Annotated in this window: 19 protein-coding genes and 1 pseudogene; 12 read left to right on the top strand and 8 right to left on the bottom strand. The window is 65.8% G+C overall.

Annotated elements, in window-relative coordinates; genetic code table 11:
* Positions 1-40: 40 nt before the first annotated feature.
* From G3446_RS00735 to G3446_RS00745, 4 genes and pseudogenes are all read right to left on the bottom strand, one after another.
* Positions 41-436 carry a winged helix-turn-helix domain-containing protein gene (locus G3446_RS00735; RefSeq protein ID WP_164450476.1) on the bottom strand — a complete coding sequence of 132 codons (396 nt, stop codon included), beginning with the start codon at positions 434-436 and terminating at the stop codon, positions 41-43.
* A gap of 156 nt (positions 437-592) precedes the next feature.
* Positions 593-943 (bottom strand): annotated as a pseudogene (locus G3446_RS00740) (hypothetical protein); the annotation flags it as partial.
* A gap of 384 nt (positions 944-1,327) precedes the next feature.
* Positions 1,328-1,453, bottom strand: a complete 126-nt coding sequence (locus tag G3446_RS28575) for a hypothetical protein (protein WP_280818752.1) — start codon at positions 1,451-1,453, stop codon at positions 1,328-1,330.
* A 1,103-nt stretch (positions 1,454-2,556) separates the two neighbouring features.
* On the bottom strand, positions 2,557-4,173 hold the full coding sequence (locus G3446_RS00745; protein ID WP_164450477.1) for an RNA-binding domain-containing protein: 1,617 nt from the start codon (positions 4,171-4,173) through the stop codon (positions 2,557-2,559).
* 225 nt (positions 4,174-4,398) lie between these two features.
* Between G3446_RS00745 and G3446_RS00750 the strand changes: the two genes are divergently transcribed.
* From G3446_RS00750 to G3446_RS00790, 9 genes are all read left to right on the top strand, one after another.
* Positions 4,399-4,881 carry a PH domain-containing protein gene (locus tag G3446_RS00750; protein WP_164450478.1) on the top strand — a complete coding sequence of 161 codons (483 nt, stop codon included), beginning with the start codon at positions 4,399-4,401 and terminating at the stop codon, positions 4,879-4,881.
* Between the two features lie 5 nt (positions 4,882-4,886).
* A complete protein-coding gene (locus G3446_RS00755) occupies positions 4,887-5,186 on the top strand; it encodes a hypothetical protein (protein WP_164450479.1) in 300 nt (99 codons plus the stop codon).
* Positions 5,186-5,932 (top strand): M48 family metallopeptidase, encoded by a 747-nt coding sequence (locus G3446_RS00760; protein ID WP_164450480.1) that lies wholly within the window; start codon positions 5,186-5,188, stop codon positions 5,930-5,932. Before G3446_RS00755 ends, G3446_RS00760 begins: the two co-directional genes overlap by 1 nt.
* A 337-nt stretch (positions 5,933-6,269) precedes the next feature.
* Positions 6,270-8,516, top strand: coding sequence for an ATP-binding protein (locus tag G3446_RS00765; protein ID WP_164450481.1), 2,247 nt, complete (start codon positions 6,270-6,272; stop codon positions 8,514-8,516).
* A gap of 78 nt (positions 8,517-8,594) precedes the next feature.
* Positions 8,595-10,004, top strand: coding sequence for a sigma-54-dependent transcriptional regulator (locus G3446_RS00770; RefSeq protein WP_164450482.1), 1,410 nt, complete (start codon positions 8,595-8,597; stop codon positions 10,002-10,004).
* A gap of 921 nt (positions 10,005-10,925) precedes the next feature.
* A complete protein-coding gene (locus G3446_RS00775) occupies positions 10,926-11,198 on the top strand; it encodes a hypothetical protein (protein ID WP_164450483.1) in 273 nt (90 codons plus the stop codon).
* Positions 11,199-11,309: 111 nt separating this feature from the next.
* Positions 11,310-11,969, top strand: a complete 660-nt coding sequence (locus G3446_RS00780; RefSeq protein ID WP_164450484.1) for a DUF47 domain-containing protein — start codon at positions 11,310-11,312, stop codon at positions 11,967-11,969.
* Positions 11,970-12,184: 215 nt separating this feature from the next.
* Entirely contained in the window at positions 12,185-13,705 is a 1,521-nt protein-coding gene (locus G3446_RS00785; RefSeq protein ID WP_164450485.1) for an inorganic phosphate transporter, read from the top strand.
* 53 nt (positions 13,706-13,758) lie between these two features.
* On the top strand, positions 13,759-14,049 hold the full coding sequence (locus G3446_RS00790) for a transposase (RefSeq protein ID WP_164450486.1): 291 nt from the start codon (positions 13,759-13,761) through the stop codon (positions 14,047-14,049).
* A 108-nt stretch (positions 14,050-14,157) separates the two neighbouring features.
* On the opposite strand, the gene G3446_RS00795 is transcribed toward G3446_RS00790, so the two are convergent.
* On the bottom strand, positions 14,158-15,657 hold the full coding sequence (locus G3446_RS00795; RefSeq protein WP_164450487.1) for a leucyl aminopeptidase: 1,500 nt from the start codon (positions 15,655-15,657) through the stop codon (positions 14,158-14,160).
* Positions 15,658-15,767: 110 nt separating this feature from the next.
* Here G3446_RS00795 and lptG point away from each other — a divergent pair, with 110 nt between their 5' ends.
* The gene (gene lptG / locus G3446_RS00800) at positions 15,768-16,832 is read left to right on the top strand and encodes an LPS export ABC transporter permease LptG (protein ID WP_164450488.1); all 1,065 of its coding nucleotides are present in this window, start codon (positions 15,768-15,770) and stop codon (positions 16,830-16,832) included.
* Between the two features lie 159 nt (positions 16,833-16,991).
* Here lptG and G3446_RS00805 read toward each other — a convergent pair whose 3' ends face one another.
* Positions 16,992-17,447 carry an RDD family protein gene (locus G3446_RS00805; protein ID WP_164450489.1) on the bottom strand — a complete coding sequence of 152 codons (456 nt, stop codon included), beginning with the start codon at positions 17,445-17,447 and terminating at the stop codon, positions 16,992-16,994.
* Positions 17,448-17,561: 114 nt separating this feature from the next.
* Between G3446_RS00805 and G3446_RS00810 the strand changes: the two genes are divergently transcribed.
* Positions 17,562-20,105 carry a PAS domain-containing sensor histidine kinase gene (locus G3446_RS00810; protein ID WP_164450490.1) on the top strand — a complete coding sequence of 848 codons (2,544 nt, stop codon included), beginning with the start codon at positions 17,562-17,564 and terminating at the stop codon, positions 20,103-20,105.
* Positions 20,102-20,722: a response regulator transcription factor gene (locus G3446_RS00815; RefSeq protein ID WP_164450491.1), complete on the top strand. Its 621-nt coding sequence runs from the start codon at positions 20,102-20,104 to the stop codon at positions 20,720-20,722. Before G3446_RS00810 ends, G3446_RS00815 begins: the two co-directional genes overlap by 4 nt.
* 245 nt (positions 20,723-20,967) lie before the next feature.
* On the opposite strand, the gene G3446_RS00820 is transcribed toward G3446_RS00815, so the two are convergent.
* Both G3446_RS00820 and G3446_RS00825 read right to left on the bottom strand, forming a co-directional pair.
* Positions 20,968-21,696, bottom strand: coding sequence for a class I SAM-dependent methyltransferase (locus G3446_RS00820; RefSeq protein WP_164450492.1), 729 nt, complete (start codon positions 21,694-21,696; stop codon positions 20,968-20,970).
* Complete coding sequence (locus tag G3446_RS00825) at positions 21,693-22,889, bottom strand: BtaA family protein (RefSeq protein WP_164450493.1); 1,197 nt, start codon at positions 22,887-22,889, stop codon at positions 21,693-21,695. The genes G3446_RS00820 and G3446_RS00825 overlap by 4 nt, the downstream gene beginning before the upstream one ends.
* Positions 22,890-23,142: the final 253 nt, after the last annotated feature.

Here is a 23,142-nt window from a genome sequence, read left to right on the forward strand (position 1 = left end):
GCGGATGCTTGCCTGGCAGCAGCGAGGGCTCTTTGTAGGCCTAGCCGAGACGATGCAGCAGCGCGGTCATGCCGCTGGGCGTGTAGCGCACGCCCCAGGTCTGCTCGACGTAGCGCGCCACGTCCGCAGCGGTGGGATACACTGTGCTCTGCAGGCGCGCATCCAGCGCGCGCAACTGAGTGCTATCGAGCAAGTCCTCGCTGCCTATATCGCTCATGCGCAGCAGGTCGTCGAGGCCACCTTTCTTGTGACGCTTGAAATCGCTGCGCACCGTCTCGGGATCCAGGAGCAGGGCATCAGCAACGTCTCTCGCCCAACGACCCGGACCGAGCAGAATGACCGCATTGATGCGGTGCGCCTCGCCGATCTCGCGCACCCGGTGGTGGGCAGCACGCAGCTCAGCCAGCTCTGCGTGGCTCAGTCGGTAGTCGTTCATTAGCAGCAGCTTAACATGGGGGCAGATCCTTCACGAGAGACCTCTGCCGAAAACCCATGTGGGACAGGTAGTCGTGCGGCGACAGCTCCGCCCTGGGGGCGCATGCGCCGCTGCGTCCCCTCGCACGGGCCGGCCGCAGCCGTGGCAGAAGAGCTATGCCGCGCGGGCGAACAGCAGCTCCAGGTGGTCGTTCTGCTCGGTCATGGTCCCGACCGTGGAGCGCGAGGTCCGTACCGGATTGGTCTGGTCGATGGCGATGGCCGGCGGGATGCCCTCCATGCGGTCCGCGGCCGGGCGGTCCATGCGGTCGAGGAACTGGCGCGCATAGGGCGAGAAGGTCTCGACGTAGCGCCGCTGGCCTTCGGCATAGAGGGTGTCGAAGGCGAGCGACGACTTGCCCGAGCCGGAGACGCCCGTGACAACGATCAGCTCGCCGAGCGGCAGATCCAGGTCGAGGTTCTTGAGGTTGTTCTGACGGAGGCCGCGCAGGCGGATGAGGTCCTTCAAGTGGACGGGGCTCTTGCGGCTGCTCTCGTTGGGGGCGGGATTGTAGCCAGGCCCTGGAAAGGCAGCGCGGGAGCCGAGTATTTCGGGTGCGGGAAAGCGAGCTGGAAATGGATGAGCCCGAATAGAGCAGTTGAGCCCGTCGGCCCCGTGTTGCGCGAGACTGCGCGCATACACAATCTGCTTGACAGAGGGACTGACCTGCTACCCTGGTGCCGGCAGCGGCCCGGGCGGCTGCAACTGACGCCCGTGGTGGTACTTCGCCATGGTGCGCGAGAGCGACCCAGGCGGCCTCGGCGTGCGGACGACTGATGCGGAGTGACGCTGGCGTCCGTGCGTGATCTGGCGGGCCGGGGCCTGCGGCAAGCGCGGGCGGCTGGTGATGGCCTAGGTATGCTTGTCGGGCTCGGCCAGGCGTACGAAGATGCTCCACCAGTCGTAGACGAGCGCGGCGATGGTGAGGATCTCCTCCTCGAGCGAGGTGACCAGGACGGCGTGCTCATCGATGCGCACGTCCCGCTCGAGACTACGACGCGGCGGGCGCGACTCCAGCCCGACAGGCGCAGGGAGGCCTCCGCCCCTTGCCAGCCCTGACCGGCCTCGCTCCAGTTGGCATCACGCAGCAGCCGTTCGACCAGCCGCTTGGTGCCTTTGGTCAAGCGCTGCTTGAATAGGTAGGGCAAGCCCTCCTGCTCGGCGCGGGCCGTATTGGCCTCGGTGCCCCAGTCACGGTCGCCGCGGATGAACGCCGGCCAGCGCGCCCGCCCCAAGCGCTCGAGCAGCGCCCACAAGCTCGGGGCGCTGTGCTTGGGGCTCGATTGATTCCCGGCTTGGACCTCGACGTCCAGGACCAGGCGCAAGTCGGCCACGAAGTCGGTGTGGTAGGTGTGCGAGGGGCGTCCCGGCTTGTGCGGGTGGTAGCCGAGCACAGCGCCTTCCTGACGGCCGCTTCGCTATCGAGGATCCAGGGCTCATCGAGCAGCGGCTCGGTAACCGCTTGCAGGTGCTGTTGCTGCCAAGCGACCCCCGCGGTTTCGTCGAGCTTGCCCATGCCACAACGCATCGCATTCTTGCTGAGCACTTTCTCCATGCCCGGCAGCGGGGCATTGGGACTGCTCCAGCGGATCGGACACTGCTCGACCCAGGCATCGAACAGCCCGCTGACCTGCAGGTCGTCGCTAAGGCTTGAGTCAACGCAGCTCGGCGCCGAAAAAGGGCCCCTCGCCCGAGGGGGAAGAAGGCATCCGGGAGGGGGAAGGGGCAAGGTTGGCGAGGGAGAGGGCTACCGATGCAAGGCGTCGGTGGCTCTCAGGCGGCGTCGATCAGCCCCATTTCGGGTCGCCTTGTCGATGGTTTGAGTCGCAACGTCTTTCATTCAACTTCTCCGTAAGCATGCAGAAGTCGGGGATACTGGCTCCCAATGGGCGAGCCCCAGGGAGCAGTGTCATCATCCTTCGACGCCGGCTAGAGGAATGCACCAATGTAAACCTATCGTGAGCAGGATCGGCAAAGATGTTGGAGTGCAGAGGTGTCTGACTCCGGCCGAGGGGCCCTTTCCCGGTGCTTGGGGCAAGCAGAGGCGCCCGGCGGCTACCGAGCAGGGCGCCCCGTCTGAGCTAGAACCGGCTGCGGATGTACTTGAGTGCGCGGCTGATCGGCAGCTCGATGTTGGAGGGGCCGTTGCGGATGATGAAGAGCTCGCGCTTCTTGTCGTCGCGCAGGATCACCGGGGTGTCGGAGCGCTCGCATTCGATGGCGCCGATGCGGCGGTCGTCGAGGTCGAGGATGAAGAAGCGCACCAGCCGGGCGTACTCGGGGCCGAGGTGCTGGCTCAGCAGATTCTTGAAGTGGAGCTGGCACTTGTCCTCGTTCTCGAACTTGTCGGCGTCCAGTCCGAGCGTGGTGCCGTCGTCGGCGACGCCGAGCAGCAGGATGCCGCCCTCGGTGTTGAGGAAGGCCGCGACCCCCTTGAGCCAGGCCAGCTCGATCTCCTTGCCGGGCGTCTTGGCGTGTAGGTTCATGCGCATCGTGGACTTGAATTCCAGATGCGGTCCCTCGCCGGAGCCGATCAGATAGCGCAAGTCCTGCTCCGGCTGATTGCGGTCGATGCTCAGCTTGGGCAAGTCCTTGAGCTGGTGGCTGTACTTGCGGACTACGATGAAGGCGAGCCCCAGGCTGGCGCCGAGGATGCCCAGGGTGGTGACCAGGATGATGTGCCAGCGGCTCTGCAGGATGGCGAGCGTCGCGGAGACGGGCATGGCGACCGCGATCCAGACCGCGTCCGGGTCCTCGGTCAGCGGCCGGAAGCCGCCCCACCAGTCTTGTCCGCCGCTGTGGAAGCGGATCAGATCGCCGCTGATCTTGCCATTGGCTTTCCAGGCGGCGACGGCGTCGATCTGCAGCGGGCCGCCGAGCTGGCTGTCGGCCGAGAAGAAGGCGCTCGCGCGCGGGTCGGGCGTGCCCGTCTGGGCCGCATTGGGTGGTGGCACGAAGACACCTCCGGCGCCGCTGAACAGAAAACCCTGGCCCGCCGCGCCGATGTCGAGGCGGTCGATGGCGCCGAGGATGGTCTCCAGGGTGACGTCTAGCCCGGTGACGCGGGTCTCGCCCTGATCTTGCCAGGCGATGGAGGCGGTGATTCCAGGCACCCCGAGGGACGCGAAGATGTAGGGCTCGCTCCACACCAGCTTGTCGGGCTCCGCCACCGCATCGACGAACCAGGGGCGCTCGCGCGGATCGTAGTCGAGCTGCAGCGTCTGGCTGCCGATGGGCTCCAGGGTCGCGCTCCAGCGGTTGGCGCGGAAGCCAGGCGGGCTCCCAGGGGTGCGCAGGCGGGTCACCCAGTCTTCGCCGTCGCGTCGCAGGAAGTACTCGCGGCCGTCCCCGGTGGCGTCGATGGCTCCGGCGATCTGCTCGATGTGCGCCAGGGTCGGAATGAGCCGCAGGTTGAGGGCGTCTTCGTCCTTGGGCGCGATGTGCGCGGACTCCAGGCCGTCGCGGATGATGAGGAGCTGCTGCTGGACCGGCAGCAGGAGGTTGCGGACCTCGTCGCGCACCATGGCGGTGGCCGCGTCGATGCGGTTGCCGGCCAGATCCTGCTTGATCTCGTCGATCAGCAGGACGTTGATCATCGCCAGGAGGCCGACGGTGAAGGCGACCAGGAGGATGAGATCGCGCAGCAGGCGGGTGCGGATCGGGCCGGGTGTCAGGCTCAGGAGTGCGCTTTGCTTCATGGTGCCGGATTATAGCTGTGGGCCTGGTCTCGGGTCGTGGCTGCCGCGGCGAGCGGCGGGTGGTCAAGCGGGCGGCGCGCCCGCCTGGGCTGAGGTTAGGGCGGTCGGGCCGCTTGCTGCTAGTATCCCCTGGTCGTCCAGCGGCGTCCTGCGGGCGACGGTCGTTCGGCCTCGAGACCCTCTGCTGTTGGATTTTGTGTAGTCAGCTCAAGGAGTCATCGTTCGATGTCCAATACACTCTACGAAGCACATCCGTCGGTGCTGCGCATGCGCCCCTTCGGTGTCCTCTTCGCGCTCGTCCTGATCGCCGGCGGTATTCTGGTGGCGGTCCTCGGCGACCAGCTCTTGCCGCCGCAGTTTACCGGACAGGTCGACGGCAGGATTCTGCAGATGATCGGCATCGGCGTCTTCGCGCTCGCCACCCTGCAGCTCCTCGGCTGGTGGGTGTCCGCGCGCGCCGATCGGCTGGTGATCACCGAGGACGAGCTGATCTGGACGCACGGCCTGCTCAGCAAGGAGTACACCGAGATCAACATGGCCTCGGTTCGCACCGTCCGGGTATCCCAGAGTCTCTTTCAGCGCATCATGAATGCTGGTGACGTGACCGTCTTCACCGCCGGCGACAATCCCGAGCTCTTCGTCCGCGGCTTGCCCGATCCCACCGCGGTTCGCGAGCTGGTCAAGGCCCAGCCCCAAGCCGGCGGCTGATCGGCATGGGCGAGCGCAATCGGGGCGACCTGAAACTGCTGGCGATCGCCATCCTGGTGGCCGTGCTGGTTCTGGTGGCGGTCATCGCCGTCTTCCTGCCGGCCGCCACGCCCGCGCTCGCGGCCCTGAGCGAGGGGATGAGCATCAAGGAGGCCGTGCCCTGGGGCTTCGGCGTGACGGTCGCGCTCTTCGTCGTCTTGGCCGTTGCGGCGGGCGACGGGCTGATCGGTGAGCTTCAGTTCATGCTGGGGTCGTTCTTCTCCTTCTTCCTCATCCTGACGCTGCTCATTGCGTGGGTGTTTTGATGCCTGACGCCGTGCATCTGGATCTGCCCGACGGCCGCGGGATCGATTTCAAGATTCGCAGGTCCGGTCGGGCCAAGTCGGTCTGGCTCCGGGTGACGCCGCGCGACGGCCTCGTCGTCACCGTGCCCAAAGGCGTGACCCGGCGCGAGGTGCTGAGGCTGGTGGCACGCAAGTCGGACTGGGTGGCGCGGCATTTGGACGCCTTCGAGGCCGCGCGGCTCGAGCGTTCCACGACCGTTGCGAGCCGTCCGAGTCGGATCGACCTGCTCGCAATCGATGAGTCCTGGGGCGTCGACTATCGCCAAACCCAGTCCGTGAGCTTGAGTGCGCGTGCGGAGGGTGAGGGGAGCCTGCTGGTCTCGGGCGCGATCGACCAGGTCGACGCCTGCCACGCCGCCTTGCGCCGCTGGCTGATGCGCTACGCCAAGGTCAGGCTGGAGGACATGCTGGACGCGGTGGCCCGGGAGACCCGGCTGCGCTATACGGCTCTGACGATCAGGAATCAGCGCAGCCGCTGGGGCAGCTGCACCCACGACTGCAGGATCAGCCTGAACGCCAAGCTCCTCTTCCTGCCGCCCAGGCTGGTCCGCTACGTCATGGTGCACGAGCTCTGCCATACTCTCGAGCACAACCACTCGCCGCGCTTCTGGTCCGCCGTCCGGCGCTTCGAGCCGGACCCCGATCAAGTCCACGCCGAGATGCGCGGCGTCTGGCGACTGATTCCAGACTGGGCTCACCACGTCTAGCCCGGATATCTCACCGGGGGATTGGAAAAGGGCCGCACTCTCAGGCGTAGCGGATGTGCAATCAGCCAGTTATGCGCGCACGAGAGGACGACCCTTCGATGACGGAGTGTAATGAGGCTCAGCTGCAATTTCACGGCTTGGGACGCCGTGAGGTGATTGGTCAGTTCAACGGTGGGGCGATCAGCTCCGATGGCGGTGGGCTCCCCTTCGCGTCTTTTCGGAGAACCGGTCTGGAGCTCGTGCTCCAAAGAATACTTGAGTGCGAGGTCGATCGACCCAGCTTGGCAGGCCAGCCTGTGACATGCCCCCGCCCGATGCCGATTGACGATCGATGCGTTTGAGTACGCTCTCCCTTAGTCGCTTGCAGCTCCCGGGGCTGGTCCTCTTGGGGATCATCGCCTCGGTTAGCAGCGCCGTGCTCGTCTGGCTGCAGCTTGTGGATCATCGGCGCAGTGAGCTCCTGTGGGCTGCGCAGGACCATCGGAAAGCGCTTAACAAGGGCATCGATGACACGCTCGACGCGGTCCAGACGATCGCGGACCTGATGAGCCTGAGCCCGGATATCGACCGTGCCAGCTTCGCGCTGTTTGCGGAATCCTTACGTTCGCGTCATCCAGGCCTGGATAGCTTGGTTTGGCGATCTCCGCGCACGGCTGCCGACGATGCCAGCGCTCGAGGGTCGGCTCCGCGCGACCTATTCCCAATCCGCTACCGCGACCCTCCGCTCGCCGAGGACCCATCGGTTCCGGGTGATCTGACCGAGAAAACCGATCCCCATGCAAGGGAGGCGTTTCAGTCATTGGTGCGGCCGCTGATCGAGCGCGCGCTGGCAACCGGCGAAACAGCCGTTAGCGGACGGATCCCACTAGAGGAACGTGCGGCTCGGTATGGTGTCATGGTCGTGACTCCAGTGTCGGGGGCCCGGCCTGCCGCGCCGGGCGATCGCGCCAAGACGAGGTCGCCAGAAGGTGTGGTCGTCGCCATGCTCGACCTGGCGGCGGTCGTGGATGCGGCGATTCACGTGCTGGAGCCGCGGGGCGTCGAGATCCTGTTGCGGGACCTGTCTGCCCCGCCGGAGGAGGCCTTCCTCGATTTCTATGCGAGCCGACTGGGTCCCGGGCCACGCGTCCAGGGCGGAGTCTGGCAGGGCTGGAGCCTCGTCGATGCACAGCGAATCGAGGAGGTGGTCCGGGTCGCCGACCGATACTGGTCGGTGACCTGTGCACCCACACCACAGTACCGTAGCGCCGCTGGTTTGCTGCGCGAGCCCTGGATCATGCTTGGCGGTGGTCTCGCGATGACCTTGATTGCGGCGCTGTTCATGCGCTCTTTGCGCAGCCAGGTCGGCGTGCGGGAGCGGATCGAGCAGGAGCTGCGGAGCTCGGAGCAGAAGCTGCGGGTCCTCTTCAGCCAGTCACCCGACATCATCATGAGCGTGAGCCCGCGAGGGCGCATCACTATGGTCAACCGGCCCTGGCCGAAGGCGCCCGAGGAGAGTGCCGTTGGCCGCAATTCGTCCAAGATCCTCCCCAAGGGGCTGCGCAAGTGGTATCGCAAGGCGCTCGCGCAGGTGTTCGCATCGGGTGAAGCGCAGCAATTTCAGTACTCTGAGGCTGACTCGAGCTATTGGGATGTACGGATCGTGCCGTTGCGCGGTGCGAGCGCTGTGGATACCGCCATGGTCATCGCCACCGATGTCACGGAGCGCCGGCTGCTCGCGGCCCAGGCGATCCGCAGTGCTCGCTTGGCCACGCTGGGCGTGCTGGCGGCCAGTGTCGCCCACGAGATCAACAACCCGAACAACGCCATCCAGTTCAACGCCGCGATCCTGCAGCGCAGCTGCGCGGACATCCTCCCGATCCTGCGGCGGGAGCACGCGGAGCACGGGGATTTTCTGATCGGTGGTCTGCCGATCGCTCAGGCGATCGATGGTCTGCCACAGATGCTGACCGCCTTGCAGCGCAATTCTCAGCGCATCCAGAGCATCGTCGGGAGCCTGAAGCAGATGGCCCGCCATGACCCAGGCGAGTACGGCGCCAACGTCAGCCTGCCGAAGGTGCTGCAGTCGGCCTATTCGGTCCTGCAGCACGAGATCCAGAAGCACACGGACCGCTGCGAGCTGCGGGTGCCCGAGAGGCTGCGGCTGGTGAGGGGCAATGCCCAGCAGCTCGAACAGGTCTTTATCAACCTCTTGTTGAATGCACTGCAGGCGCTGCCCGATCGGATGGCCCGAGTCTGGGTCGAGGCCGATGTCGTCGACGAGGGCGATCAGGCACGGGTGGCGGTCGTCGATCAGGGCAGCGGCATCGCCGACGGGGATCTGGCGAAGATCTTCGACCCCTTCTTCACGACCCGGACCGATCAAGGCGGCACGGGACTGGGGCTGTCCATCTGCCGGCGTGTGATCCAGAACCACGGCGGCACCATCGCGATCGGCTCGGTACGCGGCATCGGGACCGAGGTCGTGGTGCAACTGCCGATCGCGGAGCCCGATCGCGCTGTCGCTCAGGGTCCCGAAGGCGCGTGCCCGGCGATCGATCGCCGTTCGGCGCGGCAGGCACCGCAGGAGCCGCCCCCACCTTAGGTACTGCCGTGATCGGATTGGCGGCGAGGCTTGTGGGCGAGACCAGGGGCCAGCGCATCGCCCGCAGGAGGACATGAGATGACCCAGAAGGCACTACCCGTCGTGCTCGTCGATGACGAGGCCGATTTGCTGCTCGCGACCAGCATGCTGCTCGGATCCCATGGTGTCGGACCGGTCGTGACATTGCGGGACGCGCAGACGTTGCTGCCTTATTTGGAGGAGAGCCGGGCCGGGGTGATCCTGCTCGACCTCTATATGCCGAACATCGGCGGGCTGGAGCTGCTGCCGCAGCTGGTGCAGGACCATCCCGAGGTTCCCGTGGTCGTGATGACCGCGGCCCAGGACGTGGAGACCGCTGTCGCTTGCATGCGCGAGGGGGCCTTCGACTACCTCGTCAAGCCGGTTGAGGAGAGCCGTCTGGTCTCGGCCGTGCGCCGGGCCTTGGAGGTGTGCTCGTTGCGCGACCAACTGGGCACGCTACGCGCCTCGCTGCTGACGCGGCGGCTGCGGAATCCAGACGCCTTCGCCGACATCGTGACCGGCAATCGACGCATGGAGGCCATCTTTCAGTACATGGATGCAATCGCGGACTCGCCCGAACCGGTGCTGATCACGGGCGAGACCGGCACTGGGAAGGAGTTGATCGCGAGCGCGATCCACCGGCTCAGCGGGCGTGCTGGCGAGCTCATTGCGATCAATGTCGCGGGGCTCGATGATCATCTGTTCGCCGACACGCTGTTCGGACATGTCCGCGGCGCCTTCACCGGTGCCGAGCGTGAGCGCCAGGGCGCCATCGCCTCGGCCGCCGGCGGGACGCTCCTCCTAGACGAGGTCGGGGACTTGGCGAAGGCATCCCAGGTGAAGCTGCTCCGGCTCCTCCAAGAGCAGAGGTACTATCCCCTCGGCTCGGATCTGCAGCGCGTCAGCGATGCGCGGATTGTTGCCGCCACGAACCGGCCGCTGCACAAGCGTCTGGGAAACGGCAAGTTCCGTCAGGATCTCTACTTCCGACTCTCCAGCCACCCCATCGAGATTCCGCCGCTACGCCAGCGCAGGGATGACATCCCCTTGCTGGTGCCGCATTTCATCGAAGAGGCCGCAACCTCGCTCGGCCGCCAGGCGCCGGCGCCGCCGGAGGAGCTGATCACGCTCTTGTCGGTCTACGAGTTCCCGGGCAACGTCCGCGAGCTGCGGGCAATGATCTACAACGCCGTGGCCATGCATCGCAGCGGTCCGGTGCTCTCGATGGAGGGTTTTCGCACGCTGATCGAGCGAGGCCGGCGTGAGGGTGTGGACGACGGACTTCCCCCTCACGACGGGCCGCCGCTGGCCATCAACAGCCGTTTCCCAACGCTGAAGGATGCCGAGACCTACCTGATCGACGAGGCCATGCGCCGCGCGAAGAGCAACCAAGGAATCGCCGCGACGCTACTCGGCATCACCCGCCAGTCACTGAACCGCAGGCTGCTTAACCGACAGCGGTCCTGAGCGGCGGACGCAGCATGCGCGCGGGCGGAGAGGGGTGCAGCAATCGCTGCACCGCAAGAATTCGCTGCATCATATTAAGTGACTGATTCGATTGCTTTAACCCCTATCAGAACGCGTTTCGCGGCGCGAAAGGCTGCACCCCCGGCAGGACCTGGCAACGCTGGTGCGCGACGAGCAGGTGCTCTATTTCAATCGCTTAGCGGGTGCGCTGAGTCTTGGCACCAGAACTGCTGAAGCTCTTGGTGAAAGGTGCCCTGGTCCGCAAGTCCGTTCGGGGGCCCTGGAGTTTTCGTCGAACCAAGGAGCCACCCTCGTCGTGTCCATGCCTACGCCCAACCCCGCCATCGCTGTCGCTGCTCTCGCCCCCGCGAGGCATGGAGAGCGCAGCGCAGCCGAGCGGCCCCGGGTAGGTGTGGGCGCGGGCGTAGCGCCGCAGTGCCGAGGGCTGTGCCCGAGGCGCGGAGGCGATATGCAGAGCGCATCCCGCACACCGTTGAGTCATTCGTCGCAGGGGAGTGGCGCAGGCGCGCAGAGCCGTAGCCAGCCCCCGGAGCGGGACGAGCCCGGGCTAAAAGGCTGTCTTGTCGCGAGGGCGTTGGGGCGACTGGGAGTCCCGCAACGCATCCTGAGCGGCGACGACACCCCGGTACATCCTTAAAGGCCACGAAGCGCTTGCTGGTGGACCGTTCGGCGAATTGCTCTGGATCGTTATCGGTCTTGGCCTAGCCGCGTTGGTGTGCGCGGTCGCTGTTGCCAGGCAGGCCGGTTGGTCGCCCAGCACCTGGCGTGGACACCGCTGAGCCTCTGTCGTGGCCGCCAGACGGTCTTTCGGCGCTCGGCGCGACTCAGCCCGGCAAAATAGCCTCCTCACCGTCAAGGCAAGACAGTGTCGGCAGGCCCGAACCTCAGGTATAGCCCCCTATGATATCGAACACAATCAGACCATCCCGGCGACTCCTCGTCGCCATCTCCGGGTATCTGCTGATCGGCTTCATCGCGCTTGAGGTGCAGCCAGGATCTTGGGCCATGCCCGTCGCGGCCATGCTCCTCGCGCTCTACGCGCTGCTGGCACTGCGAGCGGCCGCTCCGGGCTTGCTGCAGCCCAAGCGGAGCAAGCACAAGACCCATCCGGTCGAATCCGGCAAGGCACGCCTGAACAAGCGCGAGCGCGCCGCAATGCTCGACAGTGTTTGAAGGCAGGGTGCGCTCAGTTGCTGCTCTGCGCGCCGGGAGCATGCTTGCGCAATCGCTCGCCGCAGCCGAGACCGGCATGATCGACGACTCGGACAGACCGGGATTTCCCGCATGAAGACTTCCAAGCTCGCGCTTTTCTCCAAGACCAAGACGATGGAAGGCCTGATCGACGATTTTCTCGATCAGGTTTCGAATGGCGGTATGAAGTTCGAGCAGGGCATTGCGACCTATATCGATTCGGGCGCGGAGGGGCACTGCAAAGACTTGGTGCTGCAGCTGCGGCGAATCGAGGGCGAAGGAAATCGCTTGCGCCGGACGATCGAGGTACAGCTCCACACCGAGATGCTGATCCCGGATCTGCGCGGCGACGTCTTGAGTCTGATGGAGGACCTCAATCACCTGCTCGGTCTCGCCGAGGACATCTTTCTTGCCGTCACGGTCGAATGCCCGGCGGTGGAGGAGCCGTATCAGGCCGACTTCAAACTGATGACCTCGCACGCGGTGAAGACGCTCGAAGCAGCCGTGCTCGGCGCGCGCGCCTTCTTCCGCAACCTTTCCGCGGTTCATGACCACCTCAACAAGGTCGGCTTCCATGAAGAGGAGGTCGACCAGATTGCGACCCGCCTGAAGCGCGCCATCTTCGCCTCTGACCTGGGACTGGCGGATAAGATGCACCTGCGCTACTTCGTCGACAAGATCGACAGTCTCGCGGACGAGGCAGAGGACGTCGGTGACTGGCTGGCGATCTACTCGATCAAACGCTCGATGTGATCGGGCCGCGAGCCGTCGCTGGGCGAGCCATCCATTGGCGACCCGAGCCCCGTCGTTGCGCGCTTCCCGAGCACGGCAGAAGAGACCCTTGGCCAAAGCGGACGAGGCGCGTGCGTGGCTCGATCTCAAGGCTCCCATTTCAACGGGCTGCGACACGGAGCGACGCGATCCGCTGCCGCTGCTTGGCCTAGACATCTCCGAGGGGAACCCCACCGGTGGAAATCACGCTCCTGATCTTCTTGTCCAGCGGCTTGTTCCTAGGGTGGTCTCTGGGCGCCAACGACGCATCCAATGTCTTTGGCACGGCGGTCGCGAGCCGCATGATCAAGTTCACTACCGCGGCGATCATTTGCTCCGTGTTCGTGGTTCTGGGCGCCGTGATCAGTGGCGCCGGCGCCGCCCACGGGCTGGGGAAGCTCGGTCAGCTCAATGCATTGGGCGGTGCCTTCATGGCAGCTCTCTCGGCAGCGCTCACCGTCTACGCGATGACCCGGGCCAGCCTCCCGGTGTCGACCACGCAGGCGGTCGTCGGCGCCATCATCGGCTGGAACTGGTTCAGCGGCTCGATCACGGATACCGCGGCACTGACGAAGATCCTCGCGACCTGGGTCGCCTGTCCGCTGCTGGGAGCACTGTTCGGGGCCGTGATCTACAAGACCATGACCTACGTGATCGATCGCACCCGCGTTCACGTGCTGAGCCTAGACAGCTACACCAGGTTGGGACTGATTCTTGCGGGCGCCTTCGGCTCGTATAGCTTGGGCGCGAACAATATCGGCAACGTCATGGGCGTCTTCGTTCCCTCGTCGCCGTTCACCGAGGTGTCGATCGGCGGCTGGGTTACGTTGACCTCCGTGCAGCAGCTCTTCTTCTTTGGCGCCCTGGCCATCTGCGTCGGCGTCTTCACCTACTCCAAGCGCGTCATGATGACGGTCGGCAGCGGCGTCGTGCCCCTAAATCCCGTGGGAGCCTGGGTCGTCGTCATCTCGCACTCCATCGTGCTGTTCCTCTTCTCGTCCTTGACCTTGGAGCACTTCCTCGCCTCGAAGGGGCTGCCGACGATTCCCCTGATCCCGGTCTCCAGCTCGCAAGCCGTGATCGGCGCCGTCATCGGCATCGGGCTTCTCAAAGGCGGCAAGGCGATCCGCTGGCGCGCCCTCGGCAGCATTGCCTCGGGCTGGGTCACGACCCCGATCGTGGCATCGCTGATCTGCTTCGTGATGCTTTTCGTTCTGCAGAACGTCTTCAATCAGGTGGTGTACCACAAGGTCTACTACGAGCTCAGCGAGCCGGCGATCGCGTACCTGCGCGAAGGCGGCATGCCGCCCGCCGGTCTCGCGTCCGTCGCCGGCGAGCGCATCGAAGGGGGCGTGGCCTTTCGCGACCGATTGCGAGCCCAAACCGAGCTGCCTCGAGCGCTCGAGGACAAGGTGATCGAGACGGCACGGCTGTTTCCGATGCGCATCACCCAGGAGGGTGTCGCTCAGGTAGACGCGGCCTACATCGCGCCGGCGCAATTGGAAGCAGTCAAGGCGCTGATCGGCAAGACCTTCCATTATCGCTGGCAGCTTCAGGAGGCGCTGGCCGCACTGGAGCCGGAATGGAAACTGCTGCCCAACACCAAGGTCAACAAGTCGCTGAACAAGCACCTGAAGGAGCAGCTGGAGTACATCTGCTCGGTGTTTCACGTCGAGCAGGCCGACCCTGAGGCTCCTCCGATGAGCATTCGCCGCTAGCCCGGATATCTCACCGGGGGATTGAAAAAGGGCCGCACTCTCAGGCTTGACGGATGCGCAATCAGGCAGTGATGCGCGCACGAGAGGGCGACCCTTCGATGACGGAGTGTCATGAGGCTCAGCTGGAATTTCACGGCCTGGGACGCCGTGAGGTGATTGGTCAGTCCAACGGTGGGGCGATCAGCTCCGATGGCGGTGGGCTGTTGTTGGTGGAGGTCGAGGCGCACACCGGCAGCATTGCCCGTCTGGCCGAGCAGTTTGTTGACCACCGCAATCCGGATCTGATCGAGCTGAGGGTGAAATCACACTGCAAGCGCACCCGAAATGACTACACCACCGGCTGATTCGGCGCAGGTGTCCTGTCATTCTCCCTGGGGCCCCCAAATGCGGCTCCTTCCCCGCGCTGTGCCCCGCGGTTCGCGCCCGGCTGGCCAACTGGTGAGCGATCCGGGCTAGTTGAGCACGCCACTGCGCTCCAGCAGCAGCTGGGTGAGCAGGGCGACTGGCCGGCCGGTTCCACCCTTCTCCTTGCCGCTGTTCCAGGCGATGCCCGCGATGTCGAGGTGTGCCCAGCGGTATTTCTTGGCGAAGCGTGACAGGAAGCAGGCGGCCGTGACGGCACCCGCGTCGCGCCCGCCGATGTTGGCGATGTCGGCGAAGTTGCTGTCGAGCTGGGACTGGTAGTCGTCCCAGAGCGGCATACGCCAGGCGCGGTCGGCGGCGGCCTCGCCGGCCTGGGTGATCTCCTCCGCGAGCTTGTCGTCCGCGGTGAAGAGCCCGGCGGGGTGCTTGCCCAGGGCGACCACGCAGGCGCCGGTCAGGGTCGCCATGTCGATGACGACGGCGGGGTCGAAGCGCTCGCAGTAGGTGAGGGCGTCGCAGAGGATGAGGCGGCCCTCGGCGTCGGTGTTGAGGATCTCGATGGTCTGACCCGACATGCTGGTGACGATGTCGCCGGGCTTGTTGGCGGCGCCGTCGGGCAGGTTCTCGGAGGCTGGCACCACGCCGATCAGGTTGATCGGCAGGTCGAGCTGGCAGGCCGCGAGCATGCTCCCGAAGACGCTGGCGCCGCCGCACATGTCGTACTTCATCTCGTCCATGTCGGCTGCGGGCTTGAGCGAGATGCCGCCGGCGTCGAAGGTGAGCCCCTTGCCGACCAGGACGACGGGCTTGGCGTCCGACTTTCCGCCCCTGTGGTGCATGACGATCAGCTTCGCGGGCTCACGGCTGCCGCGCGAGACCGAGAGCAGGGCGCCCATGCCCAGGTCGGCCATCTTGTCTTCGTCGAGGATCTCGACCTTGAGGGGCTTGAAGTCCTTGCCGAGCTTGTGCGCCTGGTCGGCGAGATAGGACGGCGTACAGATGTTCCCGGGCAGGTTGCCGAGCTCCTTGGCGAGTGCGATGCCGGACGCCATGGCGCTGCCATGCGCGGCGGCACGCTCGGCCTCCTTGGTCTCTTCCTTGGAGCCGACCCAGAGCGTCAGGCGCTTGAGCGGGGTCTTGGGGGCCTTCTTGTCCTCCTTGGTTTCCGCGTAGCGATAGACGCGGTCTTCCGTGGCGACGACCAGGTCACGCAGGCCGGCGTAGAGGTCCGCGTCGCTCGGCAGGGGGCCGTACAGCGCGAGCGTCGCATCGCCGCAGCGCGCCTTCTGCAGCACGTCCGTGGCCGCGGCGATGGCCTTGCGCGCGACGGCTCGGGTGAAGTCCTTCTTCTTGCCCAGGCCCACCAGCAGGACGCGCTCGGCGGCCAGGCCCGGCAGGTCGTAGAGTATCAGGGTCTGCCCCGTCTCGCCGTCGAGGTCGCCCTTCTTGAGCAAGGCGCCGATGCGTCCGTTGGTGGCCGCGTCCACGTCCTCGGAGGGTCCGATGAGCTTGCGGCGATCGAACACTCCCAGGACGAGGCAGGGCGTCTTGTGATTGGCGATCTCACCGGTCTTGATCTTGAATTCCATCGCGTGGCTCCTGGCGATACTTGAGAGGGCGGGGCGGCCTGGGCTGGCCCGCTGTAACTGGTGTTAGGATGCTGGGATTAAAGTCTACAGAATGACGGGCCCGGGCCGAAGTGAGAATCCTTGACCGTTATGTCGCCTGGTCGGTGATCGAGGGCACCCTGCTGACGCTGGGCGCGCTGGTCCCGCTCATGGGCGTCTTCATCCTCGCCGACGAGGTCGAGTCCATCGGCGTCGAGCACTATGGGCTCCTGGATGCCGTCCTCTTCATGCTGCTGAGCCTGCCCCGCTATCTCTATCAGGTGTTCCCCATCGCGACGCTGATCGGCGCGCTTATCGGTCTCGGGGCGCTGGCGAGCCGCTCCGAGCTGGTCGCCGTGCGGGCGGCCGGGATCTCCGTGTCTCAGATCGTGCGCGCGGCGCTTGCGGGCGGGGCCTTGCTTGCGATCCTGGCTGTGCTGCTCGGTGAGGTGGTGGCGCCCGCGGCCGAGCAGCGCGGCGTGGAGCTGCGGCGTCAGGCGCTCTCGGGCGACGTGGCCCAGCGCACGCGCTTCGGCTTCTGGGCGATCGATGATGGCTCCTATGTGAACATTCGCGAGATCCGCTCGGGCGCGCACTTGAGCGACATCTACATCTACCGCGTCGACAGCGGCGCCGGCTCGCTGGTCGCCACGCACGCGGGTGCCGCGCGCTATTCGGAGGGTCACTGGGTTCTGGAGGAGATCGCGCGCAGTCGTGTCGACGCCGATGGTGTCGAGGTCGAGCGCATCGACCGGGCCGAATGGGATTCCATGCTCGACCCCGAGCTGCTCAAGGTGGTGGTGGCGGATCCCCAGTCGTTGCCGGTCTGGGGGCTCTACAAGTACATCCGCTTCATGACGATCAACGAGCAGGACGCCGGGGCCTACGAGGTCGCCTTCTGGGGCAAGGTCCTGCATCCGGTGCTGACCCTGTCCATGATCTTCGTCGCCATTCCGCTGCTGCTCGGCTCTTCCCGGAGCACCGGGATGGCACGGCGGATCTTCGCCGGGATCCTGGTCGGGATTCTCTATTACCTGCTGAGCCGGACCTTCGCCTATATGGCGCTGCTGTTCGGGATGAGCCCGCTGCTCGCCGCCATCGCGCCGCCCGCGCTCTTCGTGACGGCGGCGCTCTTGCTTCTGCGTCGCCTGGGCTGAGCCCTTGCGTCAGCTCGGTAGCGGCTGCCTCGGCTGGAAGGCGGCCGCGTCCGTGGCTGGACGCGGCCTGGCTCGCCCTCGATTCTAGGACCCCGCCGATCTCGGCGGGGGCGCCGAGGTTGGCGCCCAGCCGGGGCGAGGAGGGCAGTCGCCGCTCGCTCAGGCGGCCTTCTGGGTCAGCACGAGGCGGGTCCCGGACCTGCTATCGTGCAAGGCGAGTCCCTCGCGATTGAAGAGGCTCAGCCAGAGTCCGAGCCCGGCGGGAACGAAGCTGACGATCGACCAGACGAAGCGCTTGAGGGCCGTGCCCATGCCGATGTCGTGGCCGTCGTTGTCGACGACGCGCAGGCGCCAGGCCCGCATGCCTAGGGTCTGGCCGCCGTGGGTCCAGAAATAGACATAGAAGCCCGCGATCACGGCGAGCAGATAGAGGCGCATCAGGGTCAGTGGGAGGAAACTCTCGTAGACGGGGTGTCCGGTGACGACCTCATAGGGGATGACGACGATGGCGTTGGCCAGCATGAGCACGCCGAGCAGCACAACGACGTCGTAGAGCAGGGCCCCGAGGCGTCTCAGGACGGAAGGTTTCTGGGCTTGTGACAGATCGAGTTGCATCTTCTTTCAGTTGTCGAAACAGGGTTGTCGGGAAGTCGCTCCTAACAAGAAGCCACCATTGTGATTCGAATTTCTATTAAACCACTTCTGTTCAGGCTTTTGCGACGGGTTCCGATGCCGTGGATCGCGATCGTCATCGGGCTGGTCGCAGGTCTCGTCATCTGGACGACGCTCGATCAGGTGCAGAGCCGCCAGGTCGACAAGATCTTCGGACAGGAGCTCGAGGTGCAGCTCGAGCTGCGGGCGCGCGAGAGCCTGATCCGCTTCGACCGCTACCTCTCGAGCTATGCCGCGACCACGCGTCTGCTCGCCAATCACCGTAAGCTCTCCGAATACCTGGAGCCGCTCTTCTGGTCGCCGGAGGAGACCGTGGATCCGGTGATCTACAAGGACTTCCGCCCGACTTGGCTGCCCGATTTCTTCGAGCGCGACGCCCTGAGTCCGCCCAGTCATGTCTTGCTGACGGACCCGAGCGGTCAGGTGCGGGAGATCTTTCAGCCGGGGCCGACGCAGGCTCCCGCGGAGGTTGCGTCCTCAGTGCCGACGCAGTTCCTCGACGAGCGCGAGGTAAGAACGGTGATCGAGCGCCTGGGCAATCGTCTATACCTGCTCGCGAGCGATGCCGTCGAGGATGCCGGTGGCTACGACATGGGCTATCTGGTGGTGCTGGTGCCTGTCGACGACGCCTTCCTGGCGGCATCGCAGCGCGGTCTCAACGTCGTCCGCGCGGCGGTGGCCCTGGTCGACAGCGACGACCAGAAGATCGTCGCCAGCCTGGATTCGCAGGCGCTCATCCCGGAGACGACGCTCGGCGATTGGGAGGACACCTATGTCATTACCTCGCAAGCCCTGCCGGAGTACGAGGGGGCCAACTCCAATCTGCTGTTCGCCACCTTCGTGCCCCATGCCAGCGTGGAGAAGATGTCCAGGCACGTGCGCATCTTCGAGCGGCGTCAGCGCTTCATCGCGGCGGCGGTCTACATCCTTGTCTTCACCGCGGTGATCTACCTGGTCTCCTCGCGCCTCAACAAGGTGCTCAAGCGGATGACGCGCTTCTCGCAGCGCGCGCTCGGCATCGCCGAGCCCGGCTTCGATCGCGGCGGCAATCAGCTGGTTCTGCTCGAGGATTGGATCCAGCACTTCACCCAGCTGGTGCTGACGGCCCGCGAGGAGATGAGCCGCAAGCATCAGGCCGAGATGCGTGAGAGCGAGGCGCTCAAGGCCGCCATGATGGAGGCCTCGCTGGACGCCATCGTGACCCTGAACCATGGCGGGCGGGTGATCGAGTACAATCCCTCGGCCGAGCGCCTATTCGGCATGACCCGCTCCGCCGCCATCGGAGTCGTCTTCACCGAGCGTTTCATGCCTGAGGTGACGCGCGCGGCCTTCAAGCGCCTCTTGGACCGCTCTCAGCACCTGGGGCGGGAGCCGCTTGGCCGGGGCGAGCTGATCGTCGCGAGGGCCGACGGCTCCGAGGTGCCTGTCGAGATCTCCATCGCCCCCATCGCGCTGGTCGACGAGCGCGTCTACACCCTCTACATCCATGACATCAGCAGCCGCAAGCAGGCGGAGCAGGAGATCAAGAGCCTCGCCCGGTTCGCGAGCGAGAGCCCCAATCCTATCCTGCGGGTGACAGACGCGGGCCTGATTGTCTACGCGAACAGCGCGAGCCGCCCCTTGCTGCGGGCCTGGGAGGCCGAGCCTGGAGAGGGCTTGCCCGCCGACTGGGCCGCTGCGGTCTCCGTGGCGGCGCGCACGGGCCGGCCCCTGGAGCGCGAGCTGGAGATTTCGGGGCAGGTCTACTCGCTCCTGTTTGCGCCCATCCGCGATCTCGGCTATGTGAACATTTACGCGCGCGACATCACGGCCGTCCGGCGTGCCGAGCAAGAGTCGCGCCAGCATCAGGCGGAGCTGGTCCATGTCTGTCGCTTGAGCACCATGGGCGAGGTCGCGACGGGAATGGCCCACGAGCTGAATCAGCCCCTGTCGGCCATCGTCAACTACGCCAATGGCTGCACGCGACGCCTGCAGAGCGGTGTCGGCCAGCCGCAGGAGCTGGTTGGCGCCATGGACCAGATCACCGCGCAGGCGAAGCGCGCGAGCGAGATCATTCGGCGCTTGCGCGCGCTGGTCGGCAAGCAGCCGCCGACACGCACCCATGCCGACCTCAATCATCTCGTCCGCGAGGTCTGCTCCTTCCTCGAGTTCGAGACCACGCGGCTTGGCGTGCGGATCCTGCTCGATCTCAGCGAGGAGGCGATCCCTATCTGCGTCGATCTGGTTCAGATCGAGCAGGTGCTGCTCAACCTGGTCGGCAATGCGCTCGATGCGCTCGAGATGCGGCCCGAGGGGCGGCGCCAGCTCCGGATTCGCTCCGACGTCGACTCCGGGAAGGCGCACGTGAGCGTGGCGGACAGTGGCCCCGGGATCGCGCCCGAGCGGATCGCGACCCTGTTCGACGCCTTCGTGACGACCAAGGAGAAGGGGATGGGCATGGGGCTGGCGATCAGCCAGACCATCGTCGAGAATCACGAGGGTCGGATCTGGGCCGAGTCCGATGTCGGTGTGGGATCGACCTTTCACCTGAATCTGCCGCTGGCCGAGCGGCCCGCCGACGAGACTAGAGACGTGATCGAATCGCTGGAAACCCTAGGATGACTCTTGACGCAACCGTATTCGTGGTCGACGACGATCAGGCCATGCGCACCTCGCTCCAATGGCTGATCGAGGCGACTGGCATGACCGTGAAGACCTATGATTCCGCCGCCGCCTTTCTTAAAGACTATTACCCGGGCCGCGCCGGCTGCCTGCTGCTGGATGTGCGGATGCCGGGCATGAGCGGGCTCGAGCTGCAGGCGCATCTGGCCACGGAGGGGCATCGTCTGCCCGTCATCATGATCACCGGCCACGGTGACGTGGCCATGGCGGTGCGCGCCATGAAGGCCGGTGCCGTCGATTTCATCGAGAAGCCCTTTCACGACGAGGATCTGCTGCGCAGCATCCGCAATGCCCTGGAGTTCGATGAGAAGACGCGCGCCAGCCGCCTGGCGAAGGCGGAGATCGTCAGGCGTCTTGCGGAGCTGACGCCGCGCGAGCATGAGGTGATGGGCATGGTCACGGACGGCAGATCGAACAAGGAGATCGCGGCGGCGCTCGGGGTGAGCGCCAAGACCGTCGAGGCCCACCGCGCGCGCGTCATGGAGAAGATGCGGGCCGACTCGCTGGCGGATCTCGTCCGCATGGCGCTGATCGCGGCACCCGAAGGTCCGCTGTAAGGCGATTTCCGAGCATCCTCATGCCAATCGCCCGCTACGCGCTCTTCTCGGTAGGAGCCCGCTACGCGCTCTTCTCGGTAGGAGCCCGCTTGCGGGCGATGCCTCCGGGAGACGCGGGATCGATGAGCCATCAGGGGCGCCGCGCTCTCATCCCCCCATGCGTTTGCGCAGCATCATGGGCTTCCCGAGTGCCATGGGTTGTTGGTACGGCAATTTTGAGAAATCGCCTCAGTGCACGAAGCGACCTAGCCGGGCCGCTCTCCTTTGCGCCCGACGAAGACGTAGTAGGGGACCCTGAGGCCCGGCAGATAGGGCACTGGGGCGCGACGCTCCAGTAGCTCGTGCCGGGGAAGCCGCCGGATGAGCTGGCGCAGATGCTCCGGGCTCGGGTGGACGCCGTCGTGTCCGAACCAGCGCGGCCAAAAGTGTCTGCCGAAGGCGCCGTGGCGCGCGCTGCCGGGACCGCCCTTGGCGTCCGAGACATAGAAATCCACCACCCCGAGCACTCCGCCGGGCTTGAGCATCGCAATGGCATTTGCCATGGCCGCGTCCCAGCTCGGAATCATCGTCAGCGCGTAGGAGAAGAAGACCGCGTCGGGCGGCACGTCGGGACGGTAGGTGGTCGCGTCCGCCTCGATCGCCCGCACGTTGCCCATGGCGCGCGTGCGCTCGCGTGCCTGCTCCAAGAGCGCCGGACAGAGGTCGACGAGCGTGACGGTCTTGAAGCTGGCGAGCCGCTCGCCGAAGTGGGCTAGGTTGCTTCCTGTCCCGGCGCCGAGCTCGACGACATGGGCGCCCGCTGGAACCTCCATGAGCCGCACCAGCGCATCGCGTCCGTGCAGCAGGCGCTCGCGGAAGCGGTCGTAGTCCCTGGCTTGAGGGGCGTAGAAGGCCTGGAGCCGCTCGGCGTGAGAGCCCCGCCGGGGCTGGCCGAGCAGTAGGCGCAGCAGGACGCGTGCGTCCGTGGCGATCATGTCAGGACGTCCGCGATGTGGAAGCCGGCGTAGGTGTGGACGCGGTCCATGAGACTCAGGCGTCGAGCCAGCTCGGGGTGGAAACGCAGCTGGTCCCGCAGCGGACGGCGCTCCGCGCCCAGCTCGATGCGGTCCAGGTAGGTGGGCGCGGCATGGGCGCTGCGGAAGATGATGCGCGCATCCGGCGCGGCGCGGTCGAGGATGGCTTGCCACTCTTGGGCCAGCGCCTCCGGCTGATAGGAGCTCATCCAGTCCATGTGGTCTAGGAGCACGAGCTTGGAGATGCGCTCCTCCGTCGAGCGGAGGAATTCCGTGACTGTCGAGGTATGGAGGACGACGCGCTCGGCGAGTCCGCCCTTCAAGGTCTCGAAGCCCTCGCGCTTCAGGTATTCGGGGCAGCAATCCTGGGCGTAGCGGCCGCGCAGATAGACCGACCAAAAGTAGTTGGTCGAGATGGGCAGCTGGCGGAAGACGTACTCGATGGCGTCCTGTACGAAGCCGGCGACCCCCTTCAAGTGCTGCGCCTGCACCTCTTTGCGCTGCGGGTGCGGGACGCCCAGCATGCTCATCGTCAACTGGCGCGACAGGGTCCATTTGACGCTGGGCGTCCAGATCAAGGGCTTGACGCGGGTGTCGTAGACGTGCCGCTGATCGTCGAGGGATTCGCTCTCGAAGAGAGCGCGGACGCTGGCGGCGAGCTTGGGGCGGACGCGCAGATAGGTGTGGAAGACCCGCGCGACGATGCCGGAGAGCCCGTGGAAGTAGAAGCTGCCGTTCGGGCTGCCGAACCAGGCGGCGCGGCGGTCCCAGAAGTCCCGCGCGAATGGCGAGAGCTCCTGGCGCAGCTCGCCGAGGTAGAGATCGCGGAACCCAGGGTGGTAGCCGTGTCCGAAGACCGCGAAGAAGTCCTCGTAGTCGAGCCGGCGGATGCCGGCGAGCTTGAGCTCCAGCAGGGCGTTCTGGCGGGGGTTGGCATCGACGGCGTGGATGCGCTCGGGTCCGGTCAGCGCGTAGTCGAGCACATTGCATCCGGCGCTGGTGATGACCAGCAGGCGGTCTTCCGGCTTGAGCTCCAACGCCAGGCGGTCGACGGCAGGGTCTTCCCAGCAGGTGTTGTAGACCAGTGCACGGGAATAGATGCTGTTGAAGACCTGCTGATCGAAGCGATCGGACAGGGTCGGCTTGGAGCGCATGGGCTGTGTGCTTAGGGCTGAAGTGCTCGGGGCTGAAGTGCTCAGGGTCAAGCTCCCGGCGATGCGCCGATCCGGCCGATCGCCATCGATGTGGTGGAAATCCGGGCAGGATAGGCGCTGAAGGTGAACGCCTCATGGCGGCTAGGAGACGGGGGCGTGGCGGTTGGGTGACCGTAATGTTGCGCTGCGGCAATTGGATGGCAGGGGTGCGTTGCCCTCGCGATCCCTAGGGGCCACAATCGCGGGCTACGCG

It is taken from the genome of Thiorhodococcus minor (assembly GCF_010820565.1).
Lineage (GTDB): Bacteria > Pseudomonadota > Gammaproteobacteria > Chromatiales > Chromatiaceae > Thiorhodococcus > Thiorhodococcus minor.